The organism is Aquibacillus rhizosphaerae (genome assembly GCF_030282825.1).
In the GTDB taxonomy this organism is placed as follows: domain Bacteria; phylum Bacillota; class Bacilli; order Bacillales; family Amphibacillaceae; genus Aquibacillus_C; species Aquibacillus_C rhizosphaerae.
Map to the genome: position 1 here is coordinate 146,183 of NZ_JASTZU010000063.1, position 15,482 is coordinate 161,664.

Consider the following 15,482-nt stretch of genomic DNA (forward strand, 5'->3'; position numbering starts at 1 on the left):
GATATATGGAAAGTGATAAACTTTCCATATATCATTTTCTATCTATATAAGAGGAGGAACAAAAAATGGCTTCATCAAATGATAGTAGTAAATATAGTTTGAAACGCCCTAGAAATCTAGCTACTTTATTATCCATTATTGTTCCAGGTCTAGGTCAGATGTACAATAGACGCTTTTTAAAAGGAATATTTCTTTTTATTATTGCCACATCTTTCCTAATAACTACTTGGGACTTTTTAGATATTGGTATCTGGGGATTGTTTACACTTGGAACAATCCCTAGAGAACATCATTCTGTACAACTGCTAATTCAAGGTTTAATTTCTGTTATCGTGTTGTTATTTGGTATAGCGATTTATCTATTCAATATAAAAGATGCGAGAAGCGATGCGGTAGCGAAAGAGAATGGAAAGCCGAATCCAGGTCTTTTAAAAGGCTTTACTAATTTTTATAATGATGGTTTTCCTTATTTCATGATTTTACCTGGATTAATTATGTTAATTTTTATCGTAGTATTACCTCTGGCATTTATGATTGGTATAGCTTTTACTGATTATACCCAATACAACGCACCTCCTAGAAATTTATTGAGTTGGGTTGGATTTGATAATTTCATAGATTTATTTAGCTTAGATATTTGGAAAAATACTTTTATTAATGTATTTACTTGGACTATTGTTTGGACAGTTGTTGCAACAACCTTGCAAATTGTTCTTGGTTTATTTTTAGCTCTGTTGGTAAATGACAAGCGAATCAAGTTTAAAAGGACTATTCGTACCGTACTTATACTACCTTGGGCTGTACCGGCATTTGTTTCGATACTAATTTTTTCAGCATTATTTAATCCAACCTTTGGTGCAATAAATCGAGATATTCTGAGTCAATTTAATTTGATTATTCCTTGGTTGTCAGATCCATTTTGGGCAAAAGTTGCAATTATTATGATTCAAACATGGCTTGGATTCCCATTTGTTTTTGCTCTATTTACAGGTGTTTTGCAAAGTGTACCAGCAGACATGTACGAAGCAGCTGATGTAGATGGAGGTACAAGGTGGCAAAAGTTAAAATTTATTACAATGCCACATCTTCTATTTGCGACAGCACCATTATTAATTATGCAATACGCTCAGAATTTCAATAACTTTAACATTATTTATCTATTTAATGAAGGTGACCCAGCAGTTAGGGGACAAAATGCTGGTGGAACTGATATTTTAATTTCATGGGTTTATAAGCTTACTTTTGAAACGAACAACTATAATATGGCTGCCGCAATTACGATAATTATGGGGTTAATGATATCTATATTTGCTTTCTTCCAATTCCGTAAAACCGCAGCATTTAAAGAGGAGGGGCGTTACTAATGGCGATGAAACAAAAAACAAAATCAAAAATAGAAGTAACGTTCATATATTTATTTTTCTTATTAATGTTTATCGTTATTGCTTATCCTTTGTTATGGACAGTAATGATGAGTATAAATCCTGGATCTAATATGTTAGTAACACAATTGTTTCCTAAGAATCCCACATTAGAACATTACAAATGGTTATTTACAAGTCCTAATAGTGATTACTTAACTTGGTATAAAAATAGTTTAGGTGTAGCAATTGCTAACTCGTTAGGTTCAATTGTACTTACTTCATTAATAGCTTATGCGTTCTCAAGATTCAAATTTGTAGGTAGAAAATATGGTTTATATATGTTTTTATTACTGCAAATGTTTCCGGTATTAATGGGAATGGTCGCATTATACATTTTACTAACGACAATTGGTTTGAATGATTCTTTAGTGGGTTTAACCCTAATTTACCTTGGTGGACAGATTCCATTTAATGCATGGCTAGTTAAAGGTTATCTAGATACGATTCCTAAGGAACTTGATGAAGCTGCAAAAATTGATGGTGCAGGCCATTTGCGAATCTTTTGGACGATTATACTTCCACTTGCAAAACCTATTCTAGCTGTTGTTGCATTATTCAATTTCATGGCACCATTTATGGACTTTTTGTTACCAAAGATTGTTTTAACTAGTCCAGAGAAATATACGCTAGCTCTTGGATTATATAACTTTATAAATGATCAGTTCTCGACAAACTTTACACAGTTTGCTGCAGGTTCAATTTTAATTGCAGTACCAATAGCACTTGTGTTTCTACTATTACAAAAATACTTGATAGGTGGTTTGACAGCGGGTGCAACAAAAGGTTAAGTAAGTCAAGGAGAAACAAAGGCATTAGTAACATATTAGTGACTATTCTTTTGTTTCTGTTCATATCCTACTTATTATTAAGTGTCCATAGTGAAATAGCGAATAGGAGGAAGAGTGAATGTTAGAAGATACTAGTTTTGCCATCCATCCTGGAAAAAAGCAGGTTATGGATGAACAAGCGTATATTGATATCGGAAGGTTACAAAGTGTTGAGCAAAAACATGACTATTTTTTGTTCCATTGCGAAAAGGGTAGTGTGACGATTGCTTTTTATCGTGATGATATAGTTCGGATAACTATGCAAACTAGTAATCAAACAACAACCTACCCGTCAAGGGCAGTGGTTGTGAAACCAAATCATGTTAATCTTACTTATTCTGAAACTGATGATAAAGTAAAGCTTAATTCAAAGAAATTAACCATTGAAGCTAAGAAAAGTCCTTTTCGGATTAAGATTGTAGACTGTAATAATAATTTATTAGTTGAAGAGGGAAAATATGGTATGGGTTTAAAGGAAAATGGAGAAGTGATTTGTTTTAAAGAAATGGATGAAAACAATCACTTTTATGGCTTTGGTGAGAAAACAGGGTTTCTTGATAAACGAGGTGAGCGTTATCAAATGTGGAATTCGGATGTTTATGCACCACATAATCCGGAAACCGATCCTTTGTATGAATCAATCCCATATTTTATGACACTTCGTGATGGATTAGCACACGGAATCTTCTTTGATAATTCATACCGAACTACATTTGATATGAAGTCACTTCAAGATCAATACTCATTTAAGGCTGAAGGTGGTCAACTGGATTATTACGTTTTTGCCGGTCCTACGCCAAAAGATGTTGTAGAACAATATAGTTATCTTACAGGTAGAATGCCGATTCCTCCAAAGTGGTCACTGGGCTATCATCAATCCAGGTATAGTTACGAAACAGAAGCTGAAGTACGAGAGTTAGTTAAAATGTTCATTGAAAAAGAAATCCCTGTCGATGCTATTTATCTTGATATCCACTATATGGATGAATATCGCGTATTCACATTCGACAAAGACCGATTCCCAAATCCAAAAAAACTAATAGATGATTTAATAGAACTAGGAATTAGAATTGTTCCTATCGTTGATCCAGGTGTGAAAAAGGATCCGGAATATTCGATATACAAAGAAGGCATACTAGCAAATCACTTTTGTAAGTATATAGAGGGAAACCATTATTTTGGAGAAGTTTGGCCTGGCATTAGTGCTTTTCCAGATTTCACGGATGAAAAGGTGAGAAGCTGGTGGGGAGATAAGCATAAATTTTATAGTGATTTAGGAATAGAAGGTATTTGGAATGATATGAATGAACCAGCTGTATTTAATGAAACAAAAACGATGGACATAGATGTAATTCATCGAAATGATGGTAGTCCAGATACCCATCGAGCACTTCATAATATATATGGATTAATGATGGGCCAAGCGACATATGATGGAATGAAGAGTCTTTTAAACGGTAAACGTCCATTTCTATTGACTAGAGCTGGGTATTCTGGTGTGCAACGCTACGCATCCGTTTGGACAGGAGACAACCGAAGTTTTTGGGAGCATTTGCAAATGTCGTTACCGATGTGTATGAATTTAGGATTATCAGGTATTCCATTTACTGGTCCTGACGTTGGTGGATTTGCCCATGATACAAATGCGGAGTTACTTACTCGATGGACGCAAGTTGGGGCATTCATGCCATATTTTAGAAATCATTCAGCAATAGGAACTGTTTATCAGGAACCGTGGCAGTTTGGCGAAAAGTATGAGCAAATCATGAAGAAGTATATTCAATTACGTTATAAATGGATGCCCCAGTTATATTCATTATTCTATATAGCTAGTAGTCAAGGCCTTCCAGTCATGCGGCCACTTATGATGGAATTTCCGTTTGATGTCAAAACATATAATCTCAATGACCAATTTATGATTGGAGATAATGTTGTCATTGCTCCTATTATGAATCCCGGAATTACAGATCGTGCAGTTTATTTGCCTGAAGGGGATTGGGTTGATTATGAAACCAATCAAACGTATCATGGCAGTCAAACGCACTTGATTCATGCTAATCTCGATCAACTTCCGATTTTTATTAAGAATGGTACAGCTATTACTCATGGTAAAGTTGTATCTTCACTAAAAGAGAAACAAGAAGAACTGATTCTTCATGTATACACCCATGATAAAGACAGTAATTATATCCACACATTTTATGAAGATGATGGTGAAACTTTCAGTTATGAAAATCAAGAATATTTGTATTTAATGTTTGAAATTATTAATACATCCAAGTATGTGGAAATAAATCTTATAAAACATACAGGGAATTATCCATTACCTTCAAATAAAATGAAGTTGGACCTGCATAATTTACAAGAGAAAAGTGTTTTCGTGAACAAGAAAAAGATTGAAAATCTGACTGAAGGTGTATTTATTTCTCTAGTAGATTAGCTTATAATATATTTGGTAGGCTTGTAAACTTTACCAGTTGAAAGCATCTAACAATTAATCAAAGGGTGAAAACGATGGCAGTTACAATCAAAGATGTAGCTAGGATAGCAGGTGTTGCTCCTTCTACTGTTTCTAGAGTTATTGCCGATAATTCGCGCATTAGTTTAGAAACTAAAAAAAGAGTTCGTAAAGCGATGAAGGAATTAGGGTACCATCCTAATGTGAATGCTAGAAATTTAGCAATTCGATCTACACAAGCTATTGGAGTGGTTATGCCCTCATCTGCTGATAAAGCATTGCAAAACCCATTTTTTCCTGAGGTTTTGCGAGGTATTGGTTCTGTCGCCCATGAAATGGAATATTCGTTATATGTTTCAACTGGTGGAACAGAGCAGGAATTATTTGAGGAAATAAAACGGATGGTTCATGGTAATCGAGTGGATGGAATTATCCTACTTTATTCTCGGATGAATGATGTAGTTGTTGACTTTTTATTGGAAAGAAAATTTCCATTTGTTGTAGTAGGTAAACCGTATGATCAGGAAAATGAAATTACTTATGTGGATAATGATAATTTCAAGGCTAGTAAGGAGATAACTGAACATTTAATTGAACTTGGTCATAAAAATATAGCATTTATTGGGGGTTCGACAGATTTAGTTGTTACTGTCGATAGAATGTCTGGCTATGAATCTGCAATAAAGCAAGCTGGATTGCCAAGTCCTGATGAGTATAAAATTCACACTGAATTTTTGAAATCGGGTGGTAGAGAAGCGGTTGAACATTTATTTTCTTTGGAAAACCCACCAACGGGGTTAGTTATTGCTGATGACCTAATGAGTTTAGGTGTTATTACAATGTTGGAAGAGTTTGGGTTAAATGTTCCTCGTGATGTATCTATAACAAGTTTTAATAATGTTTACTTATCAGAAATTACTAGGCCACCACTTACGACCGTAGACATACAAATTTATGAACTAGGTGTCCATGCTTCTAGATGTCTAATTGAAAAAGTGAAAAATAAAGAAGAGTTAGCAAAGCGGGTAATCATTCCGTATAAAATTAAATATAGACAATCAACAAATAAAAGAGAAGAAGTTACGAAAAAATAGTAACTTCTTTTTTTTGATCTTTTCACAAGACTTTTTGCTTATGAATCTCGCAATGAAATATAAAGTTTGCACTAAGTATTCTTAAATTTTGTGAACTTCTTTTCCATTGCAATGAGTCTTGAGTGGTAATACTCCGTTCCGGCAGAATACCCCGCTTTCCACGGGCACGGCTTCAGCTAACTCAGAAGAAAATCATAACTAAAGGTAGTTAGTGCAGACTTTATCTATTTTTAGCAATAAGCCTTGTTTTGTTTTTGAACAAGAACGTAGTACAGGTCACACCTATCCATTAACCACAATGCCGCCATTAACATGAATCATTTGACCGGTAACATAACTAGAGTCACCACTAGCTAAATAAACATATGCCGGTGCTAGTTCATATGTTTGTCCTGGTCTTCCCATAGGTGTATCTGAACCAAACTCTGACACTTGCTGTTCATCAAAGCTAGCAGGAATTAGTGGGGTCCAAATTGGTCCTGGTGCAACACCATTTACACGAATCCCTTTTTTAACTAAAGATTGGGACAGAGCTCTAGTGAAAGAAGTTATGGCCCCTTTTGTACTAGTGTAATCAATTAATGATTCATTTCCTTTATATGCTGTGATAGAGGAAGTGTTGATAATCGAGCTACCTTGTTTCATATGTGGTAATACCGATTTAGTCATATAGAAGAAGGAAAATATGTTGACTTTAAATGTTTTTTCAAGTTGTTCGTTAGTAATATCCAAGATATCGTTCTGTGGATATTGTACCGCGGCATTATTAACAAGAATATCAATCTTATTAAACTCTCCGATAATATTCTCAACGGAGGAATGACAAAAATCGGGATCACTTACATCTCCACTTATTAATATACATTTACGTCCCTCTTTTTCAACCAAACTTTTAGTTTCTTCAGCATCTTTATGTTCATCGAAATAAATGATGGCAACATCTGCACCTTCTTTGGCAAAGTAGATACTGACAGCTCTACCTATTCCACTATCTCCACCAGTAATTACAGCTACTTTATTAAGTAGTTTTTCACTGCCTTTATAGTTAGGATCGATATATTTTGGTAATGGATCCATCTTATATTCATAACCTGGTTGTTTATTTTGATGTTGTTTTGGTAGAACTTGTTTTTTATTATTTGAAGACATTTTAAAACCTCCTAAATTATTAAATAAATACTATGTAAATAGTACTTCCCATAATAAATGAGATTAAATCATAGAAATTGTGACCGGTTTTTGTTAAAAGATCTTATTTTTTAAATGAAAATGACAAAAGAGAAAGGCAGTATGTGCCTTTCTCTTTTTCTGTTCATATGTGGATGTTTAAATTATTTATAATCTCGATTCAAGAAAAATAATGCAATAGTTCCTGGACCTGAATGTGAACCAATAGATGAGCCCACCATCTCAATATGAATATTAGTTGCACCAAATTGTTCCTTAATTAGACTAGCTAATTGTTCGGCTCTTTCTAAGTCATCTCCGTGACTAATGCCTATTGGTTGATTGGTAAAGTCTTGTCCTCTTTCTTCCATAACATCCAACATTCGTTTCAACACTTTTTTAGAACCTCGGATTTTTTCCAATGGTATTAATCTACCTTTATCTACATGTAGTAAAGGCTTTATTTTTAGTAACGTTCCAACAAATGCTGCAGTTTTACTTACGCGACCACCTCGGAACAAGTATTCCAAGTCATCAACGGTAAAGATATGTTCCATGTGTTCTGCGTGGTACGTAGCAATTTCCGAAATTTCTTTCATACTAGCACCTTCTTGCGCTAACTGAGCAGCGCGCAAAACAACTAATCCATAACCTAGGGAAGCACATTTTGTGTCGATTATTTGCAAGTCCCAATTTGGATAATCTTCCTTTAGTTCAGATTCTGCTAACTTAGCTGATTGGTATGTTCCAGAAAGTTCAGATGAAAAGGAAAGATAAAGACAAGCTTGATCATTTTTAGCATACTTTTCAAAAGTATCTTTAAAAGCTTGTGGTGTCACTTGTGAAGTTTTAGGTGATTTTCCTTCTCGCATTGAATCATAAACTGTTTTAGCTGAAATTGTTTTCCCATCTTCATAGTTTTTTTCATCCAATTGAACAGTTAATGATACGATATCAATATCATACTGCTCATAGCTTTTTTTTGATAAATCACTTGCTGAATCTGCAATAATTTTAACTGTCAAATCATTCACCTCCGAGGGTAGAATTATATAATGTGTAGTTTAAAGAAACGTATGTATAAATAAAAGATGTGAATAATATTAAATAATGTATGAGCTATTAGAGTAATGGAAGTTATATATGCATTACACCGACTATTCACTTCTTAGTTTACTGGTAGCGAACCGTATAGTCAAAATATATTTTCGCTATTTTACTTTTAAAGGGGTTACCCTGTAAGATTGACGGGTATGTAAACAGAGAATAGCATACATAGAAAATTATTTGTTAGAAGTTATACAGGGGGGATTTTATGTTTTTATTTGAAGCAAAAAGAATTATTGTTGTGATGTTAGGAGCTTTGCTAAATGCGATTGCATTGAACTTCTTCCTAATCGGAGCAAACGTATATGCAAGTGGTTTTACAGGTATTGCCCAATTATTATCTAGTATCTTTGCTGACCTTTTGAATATTCAAGGCATAAGTACAGGTATTATACTATTAATTTTAAATATTCCAGTTGCGATTTTAGGTTGGCTGAAAGTTGGTAGAGGGTTTACGATATATAGTTTTCTCTCTGTTCTGTTTACAACTATATTTTTAGCCGTATTACCTATTATAGAAATTTCAGGCGATATCATGTTAAATGCTGTATTTGGTGGTGTCATTGGTGGCGTTGGTATAGGAATCACATTAAAGTGGGGTGCTTCTACTGGCGGTTCTGACATCGTTGCAATGGTTTTATCACGTTTAAAAGATAAACCTATTGGTGGTTATCTAATGCTAATTAACGGGATAATCATCCTTCTTGCAGGTATTATTTATGAGCCGGAAAATGCTCTCTATACATTATTGGCTTTCTATGTTACGACAAGAGTTATTGACGGATTACACACGAGACATGAAAAAGTAACAGCAATGATTGTTACACGCAAAGCAGATGAGTTGCAAAAAGAAATTCATAATACAATGGTCAGAGGGATTACGATTCTGCCTGCTCGAGGTGCCTATACGAAGGAAGATAAGGATATGATGATTCTAGTTATTACAAGATATGAATTGTATGACTTAGAAAGAATTATTAATGAGGTTGATCCTCAGGCATTTACCAATGTCGTTGAAACTGCAGGTATTTTTGGGTTCTTTAGGAGAGATTAAGTTAACTGATTTGTAAACAGTAAGCATAGACAAAACATACAATGACCCTATAGAGTAGATGAACATGTCTATCTATAGGGTTTTTTTTAACTCATCATTCAAATTTATGTTTGATTAAAGCGTTTTATTACTATATGCTATATTTAATCAAATATATATTTGATTGAAAGGTGTTGTTAGTTTTGAAAAGCAAGGATACCTGTGAGATTTATTGTTACAATCAAGAAAAAGTGAATCAAGTCCAAAATAAAATAGAAAATGTTGATATATCTAGCGTATCTCGATTATTTAAAGCAATTGCTGATGATAATAGGGCTAAAATCACCTATGCTTTGTGTCAGGAAGAAGAGTTATGTGTATGTGATCTAGCTAATATTATAGGAGCACCGGTAGCAAATACCTCCCATCATTTACGGTTACTCCATAAACAGGGAATTGTGAAATTTCGCAAACAAGGCAAACTGGCTTTTTATTCGATAAATAACCCAGATATAAAACAGTTAATTAAGATTGGTTTAGCTTTTGGAAAAGAGGTGAAAGTGGATGCCTGAGTACAACAAAAACAATCAAGAGACCCAAACGTACCGAGTTCAAGGATTCACCTGAGCAGGGTGCGCAAAAACGTTCGAGACGAACGTTAAACACCTGGAAGGTGTTTCAGATGCAAAAGTTAATTTTGGTGCATCAAAATTAACGATAACTGGTCATGCAACGAAAGAAGAACTTGAAAAAGCAGGTTCTTTTGAAAATTTAAAAGTACGAGGCGAAAAAGAAAAAATAGAGAAAAAAGAATCTTTTTGGAAACAAAAACAAAATATTAAAGTATATATATCTGCCTTGTTACTATTAATTAGTTGGCTTTTGGGTGAACAACTTGGTGAAGAGAATGTCCTACCTACAGTTGGTTTTACTCTATCTATTCTAATAGGTGGTTATACACTTTTTATAAAGGGCTTAAAAAATTTAGCAAAACTTAATTTTGATATGAACACGTTAATGACTATAGCGATTTTAGGGGCTATGGTGATAGGTGAATGGGGAGAGGCAGCAACTGTAGTTATCTTGTTTGCTATTAGTGAGGCATTAGAGCGGTATTCAATGGATAAAGCTCGTCAGTCCATTGAATCACTGATGGACATTGCTCCTAAAGAAGCAGTTGTAATTCGTGACAATAGAGAAATGACAGTTAATGTGGAATCCATTCAAATTAATGATATTATGGTTGTCAAACCTGGAAAGAAATTAGCTATGGATGGGATAGTTCAAAAAGGTACATCTACCATTAACCAAGCTGCGATAACAGGAGAAAGTGTGCCTGTTAGCAAAGCACCTGACGACGAGGTGTTTGCAGGAACGTTGAATGAAGAAGGTTTGTTACATGTATTGGTAACAAAACGAGTAGAAGATACAACATTAGCAAAGATTATTCATTTAGTGGAAGAGGCGCAAGCTGAACGTGCACCTTCGCAAGCGTTTGTTGATAAGTTTGCAAAATACTATACACCAGCTATTATTATACTAGCTTTCCTTGTTGCTATTATTCCACCTCTATTTTTGGGAGGAATATGGCAAGAATGGGTGTATCAAGGTTTAGCGGTATTAGTTGTTGGTTGTCCCTGTGCATTAGTTGTATCTACACCAATCGCGGTAGTAACAGCAATTGGGAATGCTGCGAGAAGCGGAGTTCTAATTAAAGGCGGGATTCATTTAGAGGAAGCGGGAAGTTTAAAAGTTATTGCTTTTGATAAAACGGGTACTCTGACGAAAGGAATTCCAGTAGTAACTGATATAATCACTTACCGTGGTAATGAAGATGAATGGATAGCAATAACAGCAGCAATTGAAAAAGGCTCACAACATCCACTAGCCTCAGCGATATTAAAAAAGGCAGACGCGTTTAAGTTGAACTATGAAGACATTTCTATTTCAGATTTTCAATCTATTACGGGTAAAGGAATAAGAGCAAAAATTGATAGTGAAATGTATTATGTTGGTAGCCCAGTACTTTTTCAAGAATTGAATCCAAATAGTATAACAAAAGAGAAAGACGAACAAATAAAACAATTACAAGTACAAGGAAAAACAGTGATGGTTTTAGGGACCGACAATGAGATTATCAGTATAATTGCCGTAGCTGATCAAGTAAGGGAATCGACAAAAGATATTATTAGCAAACTGCACCAGCTTGGTATTAAAAAAACGATAATGCTTACAGGCGATAACTACCAAACGGCTACAGCAATTGGTAAACAAGTTGGTGTGTCAGATGTGCAAGCTGATTTGCTTCCAGAACAAAAGCTGAATTTCATAAAAAAACTACGCGAAGAATTTACTAGTGTCGCAATGGTTGGTGATGGGGTAAATGATGCACCTGCGTTAGCTGCATCTACAGTTGGAGTTGCTATGGGCGGAGCGGGTACTGATACTGCCTTAGAAACTGCTGATATTGCGCTAATGTCAGATGATTTAAGTAAGCTACCATATACAATAAAATTAAGTAGAAAAGCTCTAACGATAATAAAACAAAATATCACTTTTTCACTGGCAATAAAAGCTATTGCTTTACTCCTTGTTATACCTGGTTGGTTAACATTGTGGATAGCGATTTTTGCTGATATGGGTGCAACTTTATTAGTGACGTTAAACAGTTTAAGATTATTAAAGGTTAAAGTTAAACAACGTAAAAAAACATAATTATAGATTTAGTATTATAAGAAGAAATGCCCAGGTAGATTGCTTACCACATAGATGTTAGTTTGACTCGGGGAAACGCAGGAACTGGACATAGCTATTTCTGCATGTTATCTACACTAAGATAATTTTCTAATCTCCTGGATAATCAAAAAAAACACCTATGGTTTAATAACCATAGGTGTTTAGTACGTCTTGTACACGGGAAGTCAAAGATTCCCATTCTACATCCATTTTTTTATTCACAGTTATAAAGTTTTGAAATCCGAATACGTTATCAACACCGTCTAACGCCATTAAGTCATTAAGTATTTTATGTTCACTAGTTTGCCCGGGCATGACCGAAATACTACTATTCCCTTCAAAAATCAGTGAGTCTGTTGTGAATTTCATTGCATTTGGGTTTGGTGTAGCTTCAATATGAACACTCATCAATATTTCCTCCTAGATTTCTTGCTTATATGCTATATGATAGCAGAAAAGTATTAAATACAAAAGAAACATTAACTTTTTATAAAATGATTTAAATATTTGAAAAATTATAGTTGGAAATTTTCTTTTTTTGTACTAAATATGATGGTACTTGTTACTGTAGTGCAAGACAAACATGGTGAGATTAATAGTGGGTTTGACCGAAAGAAGAATAGGGAAATTTCAATTAATTAAGTAATTTTGGAGGAATCAAATATTGTGGCATTTAAAAGTTTATTTGCTGGAACTGTTGCAGGTTTAATTTTAGCTATATTTTTATTTGTAATTGAATGGATAACTGGTAATAGGGTTTATACCTTACTTATGAATGTGGATTTTGTTATTAATGATATACCACTAATATTAGAGTGGTTATTACATATGACTATTTCCTGGGGAATATCATTGATTTTTGTCGTCTTAATACGAATGAAGACATATCCGAGTATAAAAATACAATGGAGTATTGTCTGCATTTTAAGTGGATTAGCCTCACTATCTTATTTTCCATTAACAATTATAGCTAAAAAAGAAACACCGTCAGTTCTAGATATGGAGGCAATTTTCTATTGGTTAATTGGGCATATACTGTATGCAATTATTTTCATGAAAGTTTTCCGGAGTAATGTAAAAATTGGTTGTAGATAATAGCATATCTTTGAATTATGATAGAATGAAACAGTGTGGAAAAAAGCGAGTAGGATGGGGTTTATGGATTTCCAAAGCAAAGTCGTTTTAATATTTTTAAACGTTTCTATTTTATTTTTATTGTTGTTGTTCTTAAGTTATTTGCTAATAGTAAAAGATAGAAGAACAAAGAAAGAAAATGAAATGAAGCAAATTAATTTGTTTATGGATCCTTATGTTAAAGCATTTGTATTTAATGGAGAAATAATTCCGAGAACTCTGTTTAAACAAAGAGGTATTTATTTTGAAGTGCTAGAAAAACAATTATATCAACTATATAGCTATGTAAATAAAGAAAATGAAAAAGATAGAATAGACAACTTAGTTCAAGCCTATTTATTAGAATATTATCAAGAAAAATTAAAACATAGACGTCTATCGATTCGAATGAATGCATTGTATTATATAGAGGATTTTAATATAACTTATTTCGAGAAAGAACTTATGAAAAGATATCGACAAAATAATTATGAGGATCTAAGTGAAAAGTATCAAGTGATGCGAGTGTTGAGTAGCAATCAAAGTTATGATTACTTTAATTTCTCTGTACTTGATAAAGAAGAACATCCTAAATTTATCTATAAAGATATGTTGCAACGTTTCGATAAATCCTATTCCCTCCAGTATATTAATTTTTTCTCGTTACTCCCTATGAACTTTAAAAAAGCCATCTTGGAATGGATTGGTGAGGTGAAAGAACTATCAAAGATTTCTTTTATCGAAGCGACCCTTCATGATAAGCAAGATGAAATTAGAATAAGTGCACTGAAGGCTTTATATCATCTTGGAGTGGTTTCTGATGTGAATTTGATTGTAGAATTTTCTAGTTCGGAACTTTATCAAGAACGTGTTTTGTTTGCTAGATTAGCTATGATTATGCAAAAGCAGCGATTAAAGTCATTGTTAATTCAAATGGTCACTGACTCTAATTGGTTTGTTAGGCAAGCGGTTGGTGAAGCAATAGCTAGTTATTCTGACGGGAATATTATATTAGAATACATTTTGGAATCACATCAAGATCGTTTTGCTCGTGATTTAGCTGTTCAATGGTTAGAAGTAGGTGATCAAGTTTGGATTTAATTCTTAATGTAACATCCTATATATTTACGGTATTTGTATGGCTTTCTATTGCTTATATGGTGCTCAGTATTAGTATATATGTTGTTATTTTTTTAGTTTCTGCAAAACAACTAAGGAAAAGTTATTTGTTGCATGAACAGCAACCGTATCAAGATTATCTTACTTCATATGACACCAAACCACTTACTGTTATAGTTCCAGCATATAATGAAGAAAGAGGTATATATAACAGTGTTCGTTCGTTGTTAAGTATGAATTATCCAGAGTACGAAATCATTATTGTGAATGATGGTAGTAAGGACAGAACACTACCGCTAACAATTGAAAAGTTTAGTATGAAACCAATTAACTATCCTGTAAGAAAACGTCTGCTTTCAAAACCGATAAAACAAGTCTATCAATCACGCACAAATCCAAATGTGTATTTGGTGGATAAAGAAAATGGAGGAAAAGCAGATGCATTAAATGCTGGTATTAATCTATCTCAATATCCATATTTCTGTTCGATAGATGGAGATTCCGTGTTAGATAGAAATGCATTTTTAAAAGTAATGAAACCTATCATAGAGTCTAATGAAAAAGTTATAGCTACTGGTGGCAGTATTCGAATTGCGAACGGTTGTGTGATTAAGCGTGGAGAGATTATGAAAATTGCACTCCCAAAGTCTCCGCTTGTAATCATGCAAGTAATTGAATATTTACGAGCGTTTTTAATTGGGCGCAATGGACTAAGTAAGTTTAATCTTTTATTAATTATTTCTGGAGCATTTGGTGTATTCAATAAAGAATGGGTTATTAAATCTGGTGGATATAGAACCGACACGGTTGGCGAAGATATGGAATTAGTTGTGAAATTACATCAATTAATTAAAGATCAAAAGTCTGATAAGAAAATTATTTATGTTCCAGATCCAGTTTGCTGGACGGAAGCTCCTTATTCCACAAAAATCTTAAGACGACAACGAAGTAGATGGCAAAGAGGATTGTTTGAATCACTATGGAATCATAAACATATGATAGGAAATCCAAAATACGGTTTAGTAGGAATGGCCTCGATGCCATTCTATCTAATATTTGAGTTGTTTGGGGTGATTATTGAAGTAATCGGTTATTTTATTGTACCTTTTGGTCTTTTATTTTCGATGATTAATTTGCCAATTGCATTATTAATGTTTTCATTATCTGTTATTTTAGGTTCTTTCTTATCAATGGCAGCGGTTTTGCTTGAGGAATGGAGCGTAAACCGCTATCCGACTAAAAAGAACTTAATTGTTTTATTTTTATATGCATTAACAGAAAGCTTATGGTACAAGCCAATGACGGTGTATTGGAGGTTTGAAGGCATAATCCAAGCTTTTCAAAAATCTTCTTCTTGGGGAGAAATGGATAGAAAAGGTATATCTGAATAAAGAAAAAGCGAGC

At 33.8% G+C, this 15,482-nt stretch carries 13 protein-coding genes; 10 read left to right on the plus strand and 3 right to left on the minus strand.

The annotated features are described in order from the left end of the window. Nucleotides 1-65 precede the first annotated feature (65 nt). The 4 genes from QQS35_RS20825 (at nt 66) to QQS35_RS20840 (ending at nt 5,803) form a co-directional block, all read left to right on the plus strand. Nucleotides 66-1,364 (plus strand): carbohydrate ABC transporter permease, encoded by a 1,299-nt coding sequence (locus QQS35_RS20825; protein ID WP_285934178.1) that lies wholly within the window; start codon nt 66-68, stop codon nt 1,362-1,364. A 5-nt stretch (nt 1,365-1,369) separates the two neighbouring features. After that, nucleotides 1,370-2,212: a sugar ABC transporter permease gene (locus QQS35_RS20830; protein ID WP_285934560.1), complete on the plus strand. Its 843-nt coding sequence runs from the start codon at nt 1,370-1,372 to the stop codon at nt 2,210-2,212. 118 nt (nt 2,213-2,330) lie between these two features. Further along, on the plus strand, nt 2,331-4,691 hold the full coding sequence (locus QQS35_RS20835; protein WP_285934179.1) for a glycoside hydrolase family 31 protein: 2,361 nt from the start codon (nt 2,331-2,333) through the stop codon (nt 4,689-4,691). A gap of 74 nt (nt 4,692-4,765) precedes the next feature. Further along, on the plus strand, nt 4,766-5,803 hold the full coding sequence (locus QQS35_RS20840; protein WP_285934180.1) for a LacI family DNA-binding transcriptional regulator: 1,038 nt from the start codon (nt 4,766-4,768) through the stop codon (nt 5,801-5,803). Nucleotides 5,804-6,085: 282 nt separating this feature from the next. Here QQS35_RS20840 and QQS35_RS20845 read toward each other — a convergent pair whose 3' ends face one another. Both QQS35_RS20845 and QQS35_RS20850 read right to left on the minus strand, forming a co-directional pair. Further along, nucleotides 6,086-6,952, minus strand: a complete 867-nt coding sequence (locus QQS35_RS20845; protein ID WP_285934181.1) for an SDR family oxidoreductase — start codon at nt 6,950-6,952, stop codon at nt 6,086-6,088. 182 nt (nt 6,953-7,134) lie between these two features. Then, complete coding sequence (locus tag QQS35_RS20850; protein WP_285934182.1) at nt 7,135-7,995, minus strand: DegV family protein; 861 nt, start codon at nt 7,993-7,995, stop codon at nt 7,135-7,137. Between the two features lie 290 nt (nt 7,996-8,285). Between QQS35_RS20850 and QQS35_RS20855 the strand changes: the two genes are divergently transcribed. From QQS35_RS20855 to QQS35_RS20865, 3 genes are all read left to right on the plus strand, one after another. Further along, nucleotides 8,286-9,131 carry a YitT family protein gene (locus QQS35_RS20855; RefSeq protein ID WP_285934183.1) on the plus strand — a complete coding sequence of 282 codons (846 nt, stop codon included), beginning with the start codon at nt 8,286-8,288 and terminating at the stop codon, nt 9,129-9,131. A gap of 182 nt (nt 9,132-9,313) precedes the next feature. After that, nucleotides 9,314-9,682, plus strand: coding sequence for an ArsR/SmtB family transcription factor (locus QQS35_RS20860; RefSeq protein ID WP_285934184.1), 369 nt, complete (start codon nt 9,314-9,316; stop codon nt 9,680-9,682). Next, nucleotides 9,675-11,825, plus strand: coding sequence for a heavy metal translocating P-type ATPase (locus tag QQS35_RS20865; protein ID WP_285934185.1), 2,151 nt, complete (start codon nt 9,675-9,677; stop codon nt 11,823-11,825). The genes QQS35_RS20860 and QQS35_RS20865 overlap by 8 nt, the downstream gene beginning before the upstream one ends. Before the next feature lie 165 nt (nt 11,826-11,990). On the opposite strand, the gene QQS35_RS20870 is transcribed toward QQS35_RS20865, so the two are convergent. After that, a complete protein-coding gene (locus QQS35_RS20870) occupies nt 11,991-12,254 on the minus strand; it encodes a NifU N-terminal domain-containing protein (RefSeq protein WP_285934186.1) in 264 nt (87 codons plus the stop codon). Between the two features lie 258 nt (nt 12,255-12,512). Between QQS35_RS20870 and QQS35_RS20875 the strand changes: the two genes are divergently transcribed. The 3 genes from QQS35_RS20875 (at nt 12,513) to QQS35_RS20885 (ending at nt 15,469) form a co-directional block, all read left to right on the plus strand. After that, nucleotides 12,513-12,941 (plus strand): hypothetical protein, encoded by a 429-nt coding sequence (locus tag QQS35_RS20875; protein ID WP_285934187.1) that lies wholly within the window; start codon nt 12,513-12,515, stop codon nt 12,939-12,941. A gap of 63 nt (nt 12,942-13,004) precedes the next feature. Continuing rightward, complete coding sequence (locus tag QQS35_RS20880; RefSeq protein ID WP_285934188.1) at nt 13,005-14,060, plus strand: HEAT repeat domain-containing protein; 1,056 nt, start codon at nt 13,005-13,007, stop codon at nt 14,058-14,060. Between the two features lie 56 nt (nt 14,061-14,116). Beyond that, the gene (locus QQS35_RS20885) at nt 14,117-15,469 is read left to right on the plus strand and encodes a glycosyltransferase family 2 protein (protein ID WP_285934561.1); all 1,353 of its coding nucleotides are present in this window, start codon (nt 14,117-14,119) and stop codon (nt 15,467-15,469) included. Nucleotides 15,470-15,482: the final 13 nt, after the last annotated feature.

Coding starts and splice junctions, on each gene's coding strand:
- QQS35_RS20835 (WP_285934179.1), top strand. CDS start 2,331: ATGTTAGAAGATACTAGTTTTGCCATCCATCCTGGAAAAAAGCAGGTT.
- QQS35_RS20830 (WP_285934560.1), top strand. CDS start 1,370: ATGAAACAAAAAACAAAATCAAAAATAGAAGTAACGTTCATATATTTA.
- QQS35_RS20845 (WP_285934181.1), bottom strand. CDS start 6,952: ATGTCTTCAAATAATAAAAAACAAGTTCTACCAAAACAACATCAAAAT.
- QQS35_RS20855 (WP_285934183.1), top strand. CDS start 8,286: ATGTTTTTATTTGAAGCAAAAAGAATTATTGTTGTGATGTTAGGAGCT.
- QQS35_RS20825 (WP_285934178.1), top strand. CDS start 66: ATGGCTTCATCAAATGATAGTAGTAAATATAGTTTGAAACGCCCTAGA.
- QQS35_RS20885 (WP_285934561.1), top strand. CDS start 14,117: ATGGTGCTCAGTATTAGTATATATGTTGTTATTTTTTTAGTTTCTGCA.
- QQS35_RS20880 (WP_285934188.1), top strand. CDS start 13,005: ATGGATTTCCAAAGCAAAGTCGTTTTAATATTTTTAAACGTTTCTATT.
- QQS35_RS20870 (WP_285934186.1), bottom strand. CDS start 12,254: ATGAGTGTTCATATTGAAGCTACACCAAACCCAAATGCAATGAAATTC.
- QQS35_RS20840 (WP_285934180.1), top strand. CDS start 4,766: ATGGCAGTTACAATCAAAGATGTAGCTAGGATAGCAGGTGTTGCTCCT.